This is a genomic window from Micromonospora sp. KC207 (genome assembly GCF_004348615.1).
Classification (GTDB): Bacteria; Actinomycetota; Actinomycetes; order Mycobacteriales; family Micromonosporaceae; genus Micromonospora.
Genome location: NZ_SMKJ01000200.1, coordinates 1 through 13,547 on the forward strand (window position 1 = coordinate 1; position 13,547 = coordinate 13,547).

Genomic DNA, 13,547 nt, shown 5'->3' on the forward strand with positions numbered 1-13,547 from the left:
CGAAGGAACGCCGCCTCGCCGACAAGAAGCGCCAAGCGCAGCGCAAGCGCGACCGCCGCGTCGACGGCGACTGATCGTGGCGCCGCCGGTCGCCGGGGCGAAATGGCGGGCGGTGGGCGGGCGTCGCCCGTAGTCTGCCCGGGCATGAACACCGATCCGACGCCCGACTTCTCCGTCAAGCCGACCCTCGCCGGGCAGCGGGTGCTCCTGCGCCCGTTCGTCGCCGACGACGTGTCGACCTTCCGCGCCGCCCTGACCGACCCCGAGGTGTGCCGGCTGACCGGCAGCCCGCCCGGGGAGCACGACGAGCAGCGGCTGCGCGAGTGGTACGGCAGCCGCAACGCGCAGGCCGATCGGCTCGACCTGGCCGTCGTCGACCGCGCCACCGGCGAATGCGTCGGCGAGGTCGTCCTCAACCAGTGGGACGAGGGGAACCGTAGCTGCAACTTCCGTACCCTGTTCGCCGCGAACGGCCGCGACCGGGGCCTGGGCACGGAGGCGGTCCGGCTGGTCGTCGGGTACGGCTTCGAACGGCTCGGCCTGCACCGGATCTCGCTGGAGGTGTTCGCCTTCAACCCCCGGGCCCGCCGGGTCTACGAGAAGGTCGGCTTCGTCGCCGAGGGGGTGCTGCGCCAGGTACTGCGTGACGGCGACGACTGGGTCGACGCCACCGTCATGTCGATCCTCGCCCCCGAGTGGGCGACGCACGGCGGCCATCCGGAACGCCCCACGGAAGCAACGCTGCGGGGCGGCGTGCGGGAGGCGGTTGAGCCGGACGCGGCGGTCCGGCCGAATGGCTCCGGGAGCAACGGGGCCGTCACCGATCGCGCACCGTCGGGTGACACAGCCAGTGGTTGAAGTCCCAGCTGAAGACCGAGGTGCAGGTCAGCCGTTGCACGCCGGGCTTGAAGCCCCACAGGTCTAGCCGGCCGAGGCCGTGCGCGGTCAGTTCCGCCGCCGCCGGATCGGTCGTCGGCAGGTCCGTGTCGTCGAGCAGCACCAGGCCGGCCGGGTCGAGGTACTTCGGGGCGACCCGGGCGCAGACGGTGCGGGACGCGCCGTCGATCACCACCACGTCCCAGGGAGCCCCGTCGGCGATCGCCGCCACGTACGGGGAGTCCGCCGAGCCGTCCCACCAGCCGTCGTCGCACGGCGCGTGCCGGATCTCCCCGTTGGTCGGCTGGGGAAGCTGGGCGAACCAGGAGGCGTCGTGTTCGACGGAGACGATCTCGCCCACCCGTCCGGGGCGGGCGAACCAGGAGGTCGACGACCCCGAGCCGTACTCGAACACCCGCACCCGGGGGTGCAGCACCTCGTCCAGCCACCGCACGGCGGCGTAACTGAACCAGGGCAGCGGTTGGCCGTCGCCGTCGACGGGGGCGGCACCCACCGACCGGTGCCAGCCCTGCCGGCGCAGGGTGGCGAGGGCCTCCAGCGACGTCCGCGCCTCCCTGCGGGAGCGGGGAATGCCGGGGGCGGTCCGTTGGATCAGGCCCCGCGCCCGCACGGCGAGTGATCGTCTGGCCATGGTGCTCCGTTCCTCGGGTTCCCGCGTACAGGGAGCCAACGAACGACAAGCGCAAAAGGTGATGAAAGGTACCAAACCGGGTGGTCAGGCAGCCAGCGCGGCGAGCAGGCGGGCGCGCAGCCCGGCGGCCCGCTCGGCGAAGCCCCGCTGGGCGACGGCGTACTCGGCCCGTCCCTCCGCCGTCTCCACCCGCACCGGCGGATACCCGAGCGCGGCGAGGTCGTACGGGCTGGCCCGCATGTCCAGGGCGCGGATCTCGCGGGCCAGCGCGAACGCGTCCGCCACCAGCTCGCTCGGCACCAGCGGGGAGAGCTTGTACGCCCACTTGTACAGGTCCATGTTGGCGTGCAGACAGCCCGGCTGCTCCAGCTCGTGCTGGCGCTCCCGGCTCGGGGTGAGCACGTTCAGCGGCCGGGCCGGCGCGGTGAAGAACCGGTACGCGTCGAAGTGGCTGCACCGCACGCCCCGCTCCTCGACGACCTCGGCGGTGCGCTCCGGACTGAGCCGCAGGGGCCACGCGTTGTGGCGGACCTCGTCCTGGGTCTGCCGGTAGACCATCGCCCACTCGTGCATACCGAAGCAGCCCAGGTGCGCCGGCCGGCCCGCGGTCGCCGCGAGCAGGGCGCGGATCCAGCCGACCGACTCCGCCCGCCGGGCGCGTACCCCCTCGGTGTCGAGGGTGAGCCCGGCGGCGGCGGCGCGGTAGTCCCGGCCGAACTCGGCCGGGTCCGCGCCACGCAGCATCACCCCCGCGCCCGGGTGCCAGCGGCGCAACTGGGCGGGACGGTGCGAGTAGTAGGTGAAAAGAAAGTCCTCCACCGGGTGCTTCCGCCCGGTGCGGCGGCGGGCCAGGTGCGGGGCCAGCCACGCGTCGACCCGCTCCTCGTGGGCACGGCGCCGGGCCTGCCACTCGGCCAGGTCGAGCGGCACGGCGGAAGCGAGGGCGGCGGTCACCGGACCAGCGTACGACCGTCACAGGGCCTCCCCCGCCGGTGGCCGCACCTCAGGGCACGTCGACCCGCACCCCGGCGGAGAACACCCCGCTGCGCAGCTCCAATCGCTTCGGCCGGTCCGCGCCGTCGACCGTGAACACCAGCGGCAGCACCAGCCGACTGCCCGCGGCGAGGGGCTGGGCGAAGACGTCCCGCCCCTGGTTGGCCAGCCGGGTGGCAGCCTCGTCGGTGCTGACGAAGGTGCCGCCCGGCAGGTACGCCCGCTGCATCTGACCGTGCCAGGTCTGCTGCTCGGGGGTCAGGTTGCGCACCCCGACCGTGACCTGGCACTGCCGTGCGGCGGCCGACGGCGTCGACGAGCAGGCGATCCGGTAGACGGTGAACTCCAGCGCCTGCTCCCGCAGCGGCACGCCGAGCACCCCGGTCGTGCCCGTACCCACCCAGGCCCCGGCGGTCGGCTGCTTGGTCGTGTCGATCGCGGCGACCCGCCGGGTGGCCGTCACCGTCGCGGCCCCCACCACGCCGGCCAGGACCGCGACGGCACCTCCCACCACCAGCCACACCGGGGGCTTGCGGCGGCGGGCCATGACCACGGGCGTGACCGGACGGGAATACTGGCCATCCGGGCCGGTCGCCGCCGGCCCACCCCGGCCGGTGAACCCGGCACCGGTGCCGGCGAAGACGGTCCCCGTGCCGGCGCGTCCGGTCGCCGAGTGCGTGGTGTGGCTGCCCGCGCCGGTGGCACCGGTGGCTGCCCGCGCGCGGCGGTGCCGCTGCCACCACCAGAGCCCGCCGACCGTGAGCAGGAGCACGCCGGCCAGCGCGGCGAGCAGCGCCGGGGGCCGCCGCCACGTCGGCGCGGGGGTGGCCTGGGCCACCGGCGCCGCGGCACGGTTCCAGGTCGCGGTCGCGCAGTCGTACGGTCGGTTGCCGTTGGCGGCGAAGGCGCAGGCCGGCGAGGACAGGGCGCGCCCCGCGGCGGCGGTGGTGAGCGCCGTGTGCAGGGTCGTGGTGCTGCGAGCCGGGAGCCGGAGCTGCCACGTCACCTCCGTGGTGGCGGCCGAGCGGGTGGTCCGCCCGCCTGGCGTGACCCAGGTCGGCGACGTCCCGGGCGGCAGTTCCTGGCGCACGGTGGTGGCCACGGGCCGGCTGCCGGTGTTGCGTACCTGGACCTGGTAGCCCGGGGCCGGCGTGCCGGCCGGCGTGACCACCACCGTCACCGGTGACGGTGCGCCCCGCGTCGGCACCACCACGGACGGGGAGACCAGCGGTGGCGCTGCGGCGTCCGGCTGCGTCGGTGTCGGTGTCGGTGTCACGGTGGCCGCCGCCGCGCGGAACGCCCCCGGCGGTGCAGCCGCCTTGGGTGTCGCCGCCGTGGGCAGCGCCGGTGCGGCGGCGAGAATGCCGAGGCAGTGTACGAACACTGCGAGGGCCCTGTGGTGCCGTCTCGATGCAGGCATACGAACGAACCTCCGGTAGCCGAGGTTAGGGGCGGCGACCCGTCGTGCGGGTACGAAGCGGCGAAGCCGGCCCCCGGCGGCGGCCTGCGGCGTACGCTGGCCCGTCGCGGACCTCGGACGGCCGGTGCCGACGCCGGGCCGCGCGGGCGGGGCTAGATTGGCCAGGTGCGTATCGCTCGTTTCGCTCATGCCAAGGGAATGTCGTTCGGGGTCGTCGAGGGCGAACCGGGGGCGGGCCCGGAGGGCCTGACCATCGCCGAGATCGAGGGTCACCCATTCGGCCAGATCCAGTTCAGCGGCGCCCGGTGGGCCCTCTCCGATGTCCGGCTGCTCTCCCCGATCCTGCCCAGCAAGGTGGTCTGCGTCGGTCGCAACTACGCCGAGCACGCCGCCGAGCTCGGCAACGAGGTGCCCAAGGAGCCACTGCTCTTCCTCAAGCCGTCCACCTCCGTGATCGGGCCACGGGACGCCATCCGGCTGCCGATCTTCTCCAAGCAGGTCGAGCACGAGGCGGAGCTGGCCGTGGTGATCGGCGCGCCGGGCGCCCGCCGGGCCGACCGGGCCGCCGCCGAGCGGGCGATCTTCGGCTACACCTGCGCCAACGACGTCACCGCGCGGGACCTCCAGCGCTCCGACGGGCAATGGACCCGGGCCAAGGGCTTCGACTCGTTCTGCCCCATCGGCCCGTGGATCACCACCGGACTCGACGTCACCGACCTGGAGGTCCGGTGCGAGGTGGGCCGTGACCCGGAGGAGATGGAGGTGCGGCAGCTCGGGCGTACCCGGGACATGGTTTTCGACGTGCCGGCCCTGGTGTCGTACGTATCGCACGTGATGACGCTGCTCCCCGGGGACGTGGTCCTCACGGGCACTCCGGCGGGGGTTAGCCCGCTCACGGAGGGGGATACGGTCACGGTGCGTATCGAGGGGATCGGGGAGCTGAGCAACCCGGTGGTCCCGGTGACCTGAGCCGTCGGGAAGCCCGAAGCCGCAGGCCAGATGCGGTTTCGGACCCCCGATTTGGCCTGCCGGAGGTGGGAGGGTAAAGTTTCTCTCCGGTGCCGCAAGGCACGAACGGCACCGCAAGGTGCCAATGGGGTATGGGGTAATTGGCAGCCCGACTGATTCTGGTTCAGTTAGTCTAGGTTCGAGTCCTGGTACCCCAGCAACCGGTGTTCGTGAGAGCGTCGGTCGCTGGATCAAGCTGGGGTGGCCCTGGCCCGCTGAGCGGGCCAGGATGATCTCTGGTAGAGTTCAGCGGCACCGTCCGGCAGGGCGGTGAAGCAAAAGGTTCTGGCCCCGTCGTCTAGCGGCCCAGGACGCCGCCCTCTCAAGGCGGTAGCGCCGGTTCGAATCCGGTCGGGGCTACACTCTGTCCAGCCCGTCTCGCTCCGGTGAGACGGGCTGTTTCGCATCCGGGACACGGTTCGCCTCACCGGCCTGGTGGGCCGGGATGCCGTGGGGCGACCGCCCACCCCCCGTGCGCCGGCCCGGGGTCCGTCGCTAGACTACAGCGGCACCGTCCGGCAGGGCGGTGAAGCAGGAAAGTTCTGGCCCCGTCGTCTAGCGGCCCAGGACGCCGCCCTCTCAAGGCGGTAGCGCCGGTTCGAATCCGGTCGGGGCTACGCCACGGAAGGCCCGTCTCACCCCCGGTGAGCCGGGCCTTCCCCCGTCTCCACCCCACCTCAGCCCTCTGCTCGCGGTGATCAGGGGCCTTGCCTGCGATCGGCGCGACACGTGACGCACACCTCTTGATCACCGGAACGGGGGTGGAGTGGGGTCAGAGACCACTCAGGCGTTGGCCGGCTCTGACCACGGCCATGGCGTGGCGTTCGCCGGGGCGGCGGCCGAGGCGCTCGATCGGGCCGGAGATGCTGACTGCGGCGATCACCCGCCCCGTGCGGTCGCGGATCGGGGCCGAGACGCTCGCCACGCCCGCCTCCCGCTCGGCGACGCTCTGCGCCCAGCCGCGCCGGCGCACCTCGGCGAGGGTGCGCCCGGTGAACTTGGAGCGGGGCAGCAGCGGCATCACCGCCTCCGGCGGCTCCCAGGCCAGCAGGATCTGCGCCGCCGAGCCGGCGGTCATCGGCAGCACCGAGCCCACCGGGACGGTGTCCCGCAGCCCACTGGCCCGCTCGGCCGCGGCCACGCAGATTCGCTCGTCCGCGCGCCGCAGGTAGAGCTGGGCGCTTTCCCCGGTGGCATCGCGCAGCGCGGCCAGCAGCGGCTCCGCCGCCGTGAGCAGCACGTCCGGCGCGGCGTTGGCGAGCTCACCGAGCCGGGGGCCCGGTCGCCAACGGCCCTGGGTGTCCCGGACCAGCATCCGGTGGATCTCCAGCGCCTGCGCCAGCCGGTGCGCGGTGGCCCGGGGCAGCTTGGTGCGTTCAACGAGTTCGGCCAGGCTGGCGCCGTCGACACAGGCGGCCAGGATGACCACCGCCTTGTCGAGAACGCCGACACCGCTCATACTGTGTCCCACAAGCCGAAATTTACCTCCCAGAATTTAGGATGTCCAGATGGTGGGAGACACTCGACCGAGGACCCTGGCCGAGAAGGTCTGGGACGCGCACGTCGTCCGGTCCGCCGACGGTGAACCGGACCTGCTCTACATCGACCTGCACCTGCTGCACGAGGTCACCAGCCCGCAGGCGTTCGACGGCCTGCGGCTCGCCGGCCGCCGCGTGCGCCGCACCGACCTCACGCTCGCTACCGAGGACCACAACACCCCCACGGGGTACGCAAACCCGGCCTTCTCGCAGCGGCGCGGCGACCTGCTCACGATCGCGGACCCCACCTCCCGCACCCAGATCGAGACGCTGCGCCGCAACTGCGCCGAGTTCGGCGTGCGGCTGCACCCGCTCGGCGACGCCAACCAGGGCATCGTGCACGTGATCGGCCCGCAGTTGGGCGTCACCCAGCCCGGCATGACGATCGTCTGTGGCGATTCCCACACCGCCACCCACGGCGCCTTCGGCGCGCTCGCGTTCGGCATCGGCACCAGCGAGGTCGAGCACGTGCTGGCCACCCAGACGCTACCGCAGAGCCGCCCCAAGACGATGGCCGTGAACGTCACCGGCCAGCTCGGCCCCGGCGTCACCGCCAAGGACCTGGTGCTCGCCCTGATCACCCAGGTCGGCACCGGCGGTGGCCGGGGGCACATCGTGGAGTACCGGGGCGAGGCGATCCGCGCGCTGTCCATGGAGGGGCGGATGACCGTCGCCAACATGTCGATCGAGTGGGGCGCCAAGGCCGGCATGATCGCGCCGGACGAGACCACCTTCGCGTACCTCAAGGGGCGGCCGAACGCGCCCGCGGGCGCGGACTGGGACGCGGCGGTGCGGTACTGGCGGGGCCTGCCCACCGACGAGGGCGCGACGTTCGACGCCGAGGTGACCCTCGACGCCGGCCGGATCACGCCGTTCGTCACCTGGGGCACGAACCCGGGCCAGGGCGCGCCGCTGGGCGCGGCCGTGCCGGACCCGGAGGAGTTCGCCGGCGAGTCCGAGCGGGCCGCCGCCCGCCGGGCCCTGGAGTACATGGCCCTCACCCCGGGCACCCCGCTGCGTGACCTCTCCGTCGACGTGGTCTTCGTCGGCTCCTGCACCAACGGCCGGCTGGAGGACCTCCGCGCCGCCGCCGACGTGCTGCGGGGGCACAGGGTCGCCGACGGCGTACGGATGCTCGTGGTGCCCGGCTCGGCCGCCGTCCGGGAGGCCGCCGAGGCCGAGGGGCTGGACAAGGTCTTCACCGACGCCGGGGCCGAGTGGCGCTTCGCCGGCTGCTCGATGTGCCTGGGCATGAACCCGGACACGCTCTCCCCGGGCGAGCGATCCGCCTCGACCTCCAACCGAAACTTCGAGGGCCGCCAGGGCCGGGGCGGACGTACCCACCTGGTGTCGCCGCCGGTCGCCGCCGCCACCGCCGTGGTCGGCCGGCTCGCCGCCCCCGCCGACCTTTAGAAGGGCAGCCGCGCCAGATGGACAAGTTCACCGTGCACACCGGCACCGCCGTGCCGCTGCGCCGTTCCAACGTGGACACCGATCAGATCATTCCTGCCGTGTACCTCAAGCGGGTGACTCGGACCGGATTCGCCGACGGGCTCTTCAACGCGTGGCGGGAGGACCCTTCATTCGTGTTGAACGATTCGGCGTATTCGGGAGCGTCGATTCTTGTGGCAGGCCCGGAGTTCGGCACCGGGTCGTCCCGGGAGCACGCCGTGTGGGCTCTGCGCGACTGGGGGTTCAAGGCGGTGGTGTCGCCCCGGTTCGGCGACATCTTCCGTGGCAATGCCCTCAAGGAGGGTCTGCTGCCAGTCGAGTTGGAATTGCGGGCCGTGGAGGAGTTGTGGGCTCTCGTCGAGTCCGACCCGGCCACCCCGGTCACCGTCGACCTGACCTCCCGCGAGGTCCGGGCCGGGGACGCCACCTGGCCCTTTCCCCTCGACGACTTCAGCCGCTGGCGGCTGATGGAGGGGTTGGATGACATTGGACTCACCCTTCGGCACGAGGCCGACATCACCTCCTACGAGCGCGACCGGCGGCCTTTCCTGCCCTCCGTGGCGTAGCCGTACGCCCGATCCAGCATCGGTTTCCGCCCCCACCGGCCCCGCCGGTGGGGGCGAATCCGTTGCGACACAAGGGCTTTTTTCCGCCGAATGTTTGTGTCCAGGCAGCACAGGGCATACCGTGCGCGCAGAATGGCTCGCGTCGAGTCAGTTGCACAATCGGGAGGAAGTCGTGAACAAGGCCGAGCTCATCGAGGCGCTCGCCGTTCGCCTGGGGGACCGGAGGACGGCGACGGCCGCGCTCGACGCGGTCCTCGCTGAGGTCCAGGCGGCGGTCACCAAGGGCGAGAAGGTGGCGATCACCGGATTCGGAGCGTTCGAGAAGCGCGTCCGGGGTGCCCGAACAGCGCGCAACCCGCGGACCGGCGAGGCGGTGAAGGTCAAGAAGACATCCGTCCCGACCTTCCGGGCCGGCGCCGGGTTCAAGGAGATGGTGGCCAGCGGGAAGGTGCCGAAGGCCACGGCGGCGGCGAAGAAGACCGCCACGGCCGCCACCAAGACGACGGCGGCCAAGGCCACTACGGCCAAGACGACGGCGGCCAAGGCGGCCGGGGCCAAGGCGACGGCGGCCAAGGCGGCCGGGGCCAAGGCGACCACGGCCAAGGCCGCCGGGGCCAAGGCGACCACGGCCAAGGCCGCCACCGCCAAGGCGGCCGGGGCAAAGGCGGCCGGCACGAAGTCGGCCGCCGCGACGAAGAAGGCCGCCCCGGCGAAGGCGACCAAGACCACGGCAGCGAAGACCGCCACCAAGAAGGCCGCCCCGGCGAAGAAGTCGGCGGCGGCGACCACATCGGCCGCGGCGAAGAGGACCACCGGGGCGGCCAAGAGCACGGCGGCCAAGAAGGCACCGGCGAAGAAGTCCCCGGCCAAGAAGGCGACCACCAAGCGCTGACCGGTCGGCACCGTCGGGACGCCCAGCCGAACGGTGGGCGTCCCGTGGTGTGCCGGACCCGGCTGGCGGGTGCGGGCGCGGTTGCGGTCGGGTGGTGAGAAGGGAACCCCTCTTTACCGTATGCGTTAGGAAGGGGCCCCTCCTTACAAGCGGTCGGCGGCGAGGAGGCGGTCGGCGGCGAAGGTGAGCAACCAGCCGCCGCCCTTCGGGGTGGTGAAGTCATCCGCACAGCCGGCGAGGCGCTCCAGCGCACCGGGGATCACCTTGCCCTGGCTGCACACCCCGACCGTGCCCCCGGCGGCGGCCAGCTCGGCCAGGCAGGCGGCGGCGGCCAGCGCCCGCTCGTGCGGGTCCTGGCCGGGCAGCGGCTCGTCCAGGTCGCCGGTCACCTCGATCGGCAGGTCGAGCAGGGCGGCGGCCGGGTCGAGGGTCTGCACGCACCGGCGGGCGGAGGCGGACAGCAGCCGGGCCGGGCGGACCAGGGCCACGAGGGGCGCGAGGGCGTGCGCCTGGGCCCAGCCGGTGGCGTCGAGCGGCCGGCCGGCGTCCGGGCCGGACCAGGCGCCGCGCCGGCCGGCCTGCGCGTGCCGGACCAGGGCCACCGTCGCGGTGACCGGCGGGAGGGCGGCGAACGCGGTCAGCACCTCGGCGTCGTGCGGGTAGCTGACCAGGCGGGCGGCCTCCCCGACGGGCAGCCAGCGGATGCCGTCGACCTCGGTGTCGGGCTGGAAGCCACCCTCGCCGACGGTCAGCATCGACCAGTAGTCGACGACCTTTGGCCAGCCCTCGCTGCGGTACCGCACGGTGGGCAGCCGAACCTGCGGCACCGCCCGCACGTCGGCCTCCTCGGCGACCTCCCGTACGGCGGCCAGCAGCGGGTGCTCGCCCGGCTCCAGCTTGCCCTTCGGCAGCGACCAGTCGCCGTACCTGGGGCGGTGCACGAGGCAGACCAGCACGCCTCCGTCGGCCGGACGCCAGGCCACCCCGCCCGCCGCCCGGATCACGCGTTCCCGCTCCGGCATCCGCTCAGCCTAGGCTCATCCGGCCGTGCCGCCGACCCGACGCAGCAGCAGGTCCTGCAGATGGGTCGGCGGGGTCTGCGCCGTGCCGGTCCGCCGGGTCCAGGAGCCGTCGCCGTGCAGCTCGAACGCCTCCACGTCGGGGCTGAACGCGGCGGTGAGCACGTGATCCAGCTCGGCCCGGGCGATCGGGTCGCTCACCTGCACCAGCGCCTCCACCCGGCGGTCCAGGTTGCGGTGCATCAGGTCGGCCGAGCCCATCCAGAACTCCGCGGCCCCGTTGTTGCCGAACCGGAAGATCCGGGAGTGCTCCAGGAACCGGCCGAGGATCGAGCGGACCCGGATGTTCTCCGACAGCCCCGGCACCCCGGGGCGCAGCGTGCACATGCCCCGGATCAGCAGGTCCACGTGCACCCCGGCCCGGGACGCCCGGTACAGCGCGTCGGTGACCTCCTCGTCGACCAGCGAGTTGACCTTGAACTGGACCAGCCCGGGCATGCCGAGCCGGACGTGGGCGATCTCCCGCTCGATCCGCTCGACCAGCCCCCGCCGGATGCCCTGCGGGGCCACCAACAGCCGCCGGTACGCGGTCTGCCGGCTGTAGCCGGTCAGCACGTTGAACAGGTCCGTGAGGTCGGCGCCGATCTCCGGATCGGCGGTGAGCATGCCGAAGTCCTCGTACAGCCGGGCGGTCTTCGGGTGGTAGTTGCCGGTGCCGATGTGGCAGTACCGGCGGATCTGATTGCCCTCCTGGCGTACCACCAGGGCGGTCTTGCAGTGGGTCTTGAGGCCCACCAGGCCGTACACGACGTGGCAGCCGGCGCGTTCCAGGGTGCGCGCCCAGCCGATGTTGGCGACCTCGTCGAAGCGGGCCTTCAGCTCCACGAGCACCACCACCTGCTTGCCGGCGGCGGCGGCGTCGACCAGCGCGTCGACGATCGGGGAGTCCCCGCTGGTGCGGTAGAGGGTCTGCTTGATGGCCAGCACGTCCGGGTCGGCGGCGGCCTGCTCGACGAAGCGCTGCACGCTGGTCGCGAACGAATGGTACGGGTGGTGCACCAGCACGTCGCCGTCGCGCAGGGTGGCGAACACGCTGCGCGGCACCTCGCCCTCGGTGAGCCGGGGGTGGGTGGCCGGCACGAACGGCGGGTCCTTCAGGTCGGGGCGGTCGGCGTCGCCGTAGAGCTGCCACAGCGCGGACAAATCGAGCAGCCCGCGCACCCGCAGCACGTCGTGGCTGTCCATGTCCAGCTCCCGGACGAGCAGCTCCAGCATGTGGTCGGAGATCGAGGCGGCGACCTCCAGCCGCACCGGCGGGCCGAACCGGCGGCGGGCCAGCTCCCGTTCCAGGGCCTGGAGCAGGTCCTCGTCGCGGTCCTCGTCGACCTCCACCTCGGCGTTGCGGGTGACCCGGAACAGGTGGCACTCGACGACCTGCATGCCGGAGAAGAGCTGCCCCAGGTGCACCGAGATCAGCTCCTCGACCGGGAGCACCCGCAGCCCGGGGGCGTCCCGGTCGACCCGGACGAAGCGCGGCACGTTGTTCGGCACCTTGACCCGGGCGAACAGCTCCGAGCCGCCGTCGGGGTCGCGGACCGCCACGGCCAGGTTCAGCGACCGCCCGGAGATGTACGGGAACGGGTGCGCCGGGTCGACCGCCAGTGGCGTGAGCACGGGGAAGATGTGCTCGCGGAAGTAGGTGCGCAGCCGTTCCCGCTCGGGGGCGTCCAGGTCCGTCCAGCGCAGGATGCGGATGTCCTCGGCGGCGAGCTTCGGCAGCACGTCGTCGACGAAGCAGGTCGCGTGCCGGCCGACCAGCTCGGCGGTCCGCTCGCCAATCCGCTCCAGTTGGATACGCAGCGGCAGCCGGTCCCCGCCGCGTACCGGCAGCCCGGCGGACTGGCGGCGCTTCAGGCCCGCCACCCGCACCATGTAGAACTCGTCGAGGTTGCTGGCGAAGATCGCCAGGAACTTGGCCCGCTCCAGCAGCGGCGTGCGCGGGTCCTCGGCCAGCGTCAGCACCCGGGCGTTGAAATCGAGCCAGGACAGCTCCCGGTTGAGGAACCGATCCTCGGGCAGCGGCGCCGGCGGCGCGGGTTCGTCGTCGGAGAGTGACCCGTCGTCCGGGGCGGGCGCGGACTCCGGGCCGGCGTCGGGCGGCCCCACCACGGGCGTCGGCGGCTGCGGGGCGGCGTCGAGCACCTCCTCCAGCCCGGCGGAGGCCGCCGCCCGGCCCAGCGGGGCCGCCGGCGGGTCGTCGGCCACCGGGGCGGGCCCGGCCGCCGCCGGCTCGTCCCGGGCCGCGCCGGGCGTGTCGCGCGGGCGGTACCGGCCGTCGGCGCCGCGCCGTCGGGAGCCGTTGCGGCGGGTCGCCGCGTCGCCGGGCACGGGGCGGTCTTCGGTGGGCTGGCGGTCGCCGGTCGGGCCGGTGGCCTGGTCGGTGGGGCGCTCGCGAGGGGTGCTCACCCGCCCATGATGTCCCGAAACGGGTTAACGCAAAATGAACTTGGGCAGGGAGCTCAAGGCATCGTCGGCAATGTCACCCGGACGACCTCCCCGGCGGCGTCGGTTTCGACCCGGAGCCGCTGGCCCAGCCGGAGCAGCCGCAGGCCGGAGGCGTCGAAGGCCCGCGCCGGGAACGCCAGCTCGCTGCCGTCGTCGAGGAGCAGCACGCCGCTGCGCGTCGCCGCGTCGTAGGTGGCCACGGTGCCCTGCATGCCAGCACCGTACACCGGGGCGGCGGGTCGCTCAGCCCGCGCGGCCCGCGGTCGAACCCGTCACGCCGGTCGAACCCGTCACGCGTGGGCCGGGCCGAGGTCCGGTCGGTCCGGGTGGCTGAGCCGGCGCGGCCCGCCGGCTCGCCCTGGCGGCCAGGCCGGCGGTGCGCGGCCCGAGCCCGAGCCGGGCGGCGGCGGCCAGGTCGGTGGCGGTGTCCACGTCCCGGCGCAGGGTGGGCCAGTCGCCGGCCAGCGGCAACGCCCCGCTGGCCTCGTGCGCCTCGGCAGAGCCGACCCCGAACCGGGGGTCCAGCGGCACGCCGGGCGGCGCGGCGAGCAGCACGGTGCCGGTACCCGGGGCGTCGGCCACGAACCGGCGTACCCCTGCCGGCCCGGCGGCGATCGCGCGCAGCG

At 73.5% G+C, this 13,547-nt stretch carries 11 protein-coding genes, 3 tRNA genes and 2 pseudogenes; 8 read left to right on the forward strand and 8 right to left on the reverse strand.

Annotated elements, in window-relative coordinates:
• Positions 1–144: 144 nt before the first annotated feature.
• Positions 145–723 (forward strand): annotated as a pseudogene (locus E1258_RS22345) (GNAT family N-acetyltransferase); the annotation flags it as partial.
• A gap of 94 nt (positions 724–817) precedes the next feature.
• Here the strand turns inward: E1258_RS22345 and E1258_RS22350 are convergent.
• From E1258_RS22350 to E1258_RS22360, 3 genes are all read right to left on the reverse strand, one after another.
• Entirely contained in the window at positions 818–1,528 is a 711-nt protein-coding gene (locus tag E1258_RS22350; RefSeq protein WP_132404560.1) for a hypothetical protein, read from the reverse strand.
• An 84-nt stretch (positions 1,529–1,612) separates the two neighbouring features.
• Positions 1,613–2,482 carry a 3-methyladenine DNA glycosylase gene (locus tag E1258_RS22355; protein ID WP_132404562.1) on the reverse strand — a complete coding sequence of 290 codons (870 nt, stop codon included), beginning with the start codon at positions 2,480–2,482 and terminating at the stop codon, positions 1,613–1,615.
• Positions 2,483–2,531: 49 nt separating this feature from the next.
• Positions 2,532–3,941 (reverse strand): hypothetical protein, encoded by a 1,410-nt coding sequence (locus E1258_RS22360; RefSeq protein WP_132404564.1) that lies wholly within the window; start codon positions 3,939–3,941, stop codon positions 2,532–2,534.
• A 165-nt stretch (positions 3,942–4,106) separates the two neighbouring features.
• Between E1258_RS22360 and E1258_RS22365 the strand changes: the two genes are divergently transcribed.
• The 4 genes from E1258_RS22365 to E1258_RS22380 all read left to right on the forward strand — a co-directional run bounded on the left by E1258_RS22365 (position 4,107) and on the right by E1258_RS22380 (position 5,566).
• Positions 4,107–4,910, forward strand: coding sequence for a fumarylacetoacetate hydrolase family protein (locus E1258_RS22365; RefSeq protein WP_132404566.1), 804 nt, complete (start codon positions 4,107–4,109; stop codon positions 4,908–4,910).
• Between the two features lie 125 nt (positions 4,911–5,035).
• Positions 5,036–5,107 (forward strand) — tRNA-Gln (locus tag E1258_RS22370).
• Positions 5,108–5,236: 129 nt separating this feature from the next.
• Positions 5,237–5,309, forward strand: a tRNA-Glu gene (locus E1258_RS22375).
• Between the two features lie 184 nt (positions 5,310–5,493).
• Positions 5,494–5,566, forward strand: a tRNA-Glu gene (locus tag E1258_RS22380).
• Positions 5,567–5,721: 155 nt separating this feature from the next.
• Here E1258_RS22380 and E1258_RS22385 read toward each other — a convergent pair.
• Positions 5,722–6,408, reverse strand: a complete 687-nt coding sequence (locus tag E1258_RS22385; protein ID WP_036374687.1) for an IclR family transcriptional regulator — start codon at positions 6,406–6,408, stop codon at positions 5,722–5,724.
• A 49-nt stretch (positions 6,409–6,457) separates the two neighbouring features.
• Here E1258_RS22385 and leuC point away from each other — a divergent pair, with 49 nt between their 5' ends.
• From leuC to E1258_RS22400, 3 genes are all read left to right on the forward strand, one after another.
• The gene (gene leuC / locus E1258_RS22390; protein WP_132404568.1) at positions 6,458–7,900 is read left to right on the forward strand and encodes a 3-isopropylmalate dehydratase large subunit; all 1,443 of its coding nucleotides are present in this window, start codon (positions 6,458–6,460) and stop codon (positions 7,898–7,900) included.
• A gap of 17 nt (positions 7,901–7,917) precedes the next feature.
• On the forward strand, positions 7,918–8,505 hold the full coding sequence (leuD, locus tag E1258_RS22395) for a 3-isopropylmalate dehydratase small subunit (RefSeq protein ID WP_007075162.1): 588 nt from the start codon (positions 7,918–7,920) through the stop codon (positions 8,503–8,505).
• Between the two features lie 172 nt (positions 8,506–8,677).
• Positions 8,678–9,397 carry an HU family DNA-binding protein gene (locus E1258_RS22400; RefSeq protein ID WP_207919672.1) on the forward strand — a complete coding sequence of 240 codons (720 nt, stop codon included), beginning with the start codon at positions 8,678–8,680 and terminating at the stop codon, positions 9,395–9,397.
• A gap of 143 nt (positions 9,398–9,540) precedes the next feature.
• On the opposite strand, the gene E1258_RS22405 is transcribed toward E1258_RS22400, so the two are convergent.
• The 4 genes and pseudogenes from E1258_RS22405 to E1258_RS22420 all read right to left on the reverse strand — a co-directional run.
• A complete protein-coding gene (locus E1258_RS22405; RefSeq protein WP_132404572.1) occupies positions 9,541–10,419 on the reverse strand; it encodes an NUDIX hydrolase in 879 nt (292 codons plus the stop codon).
• Between the two features lie 15 nt (positions 10,420–10,434).
• The gene (locus E1258_RS22410; protein WP_371688662.1) at positions 10,435–12,882 is read right to left on the reverse strand and encodes an RNA degradosome polyphosphate kinase; all 2,448 of its coding nucleotides are present in this window, start codon (positions 12,880–12,882) and stop codon (positions 10,435–10,437) included.
• A gap of 53 nt (positions 12,883–12,935) precedes the next feature.
• Entirely contained in the window at positions 12,936–13,133 is a 198-nt protein-coding gene (locus E1258_RS22415; RefSeq protein WP_007075167.1) for a hypothetical protein, read from the reverse strand.
• A gap of 31 nt (positions 13,134–13,164) precedes the next feature.
• Positions 13,165–13,547 (reverse strand): annotated as a pseudogene (locus tag E1258_RS22420) (hypothetical protein); the annotation flags it as partial.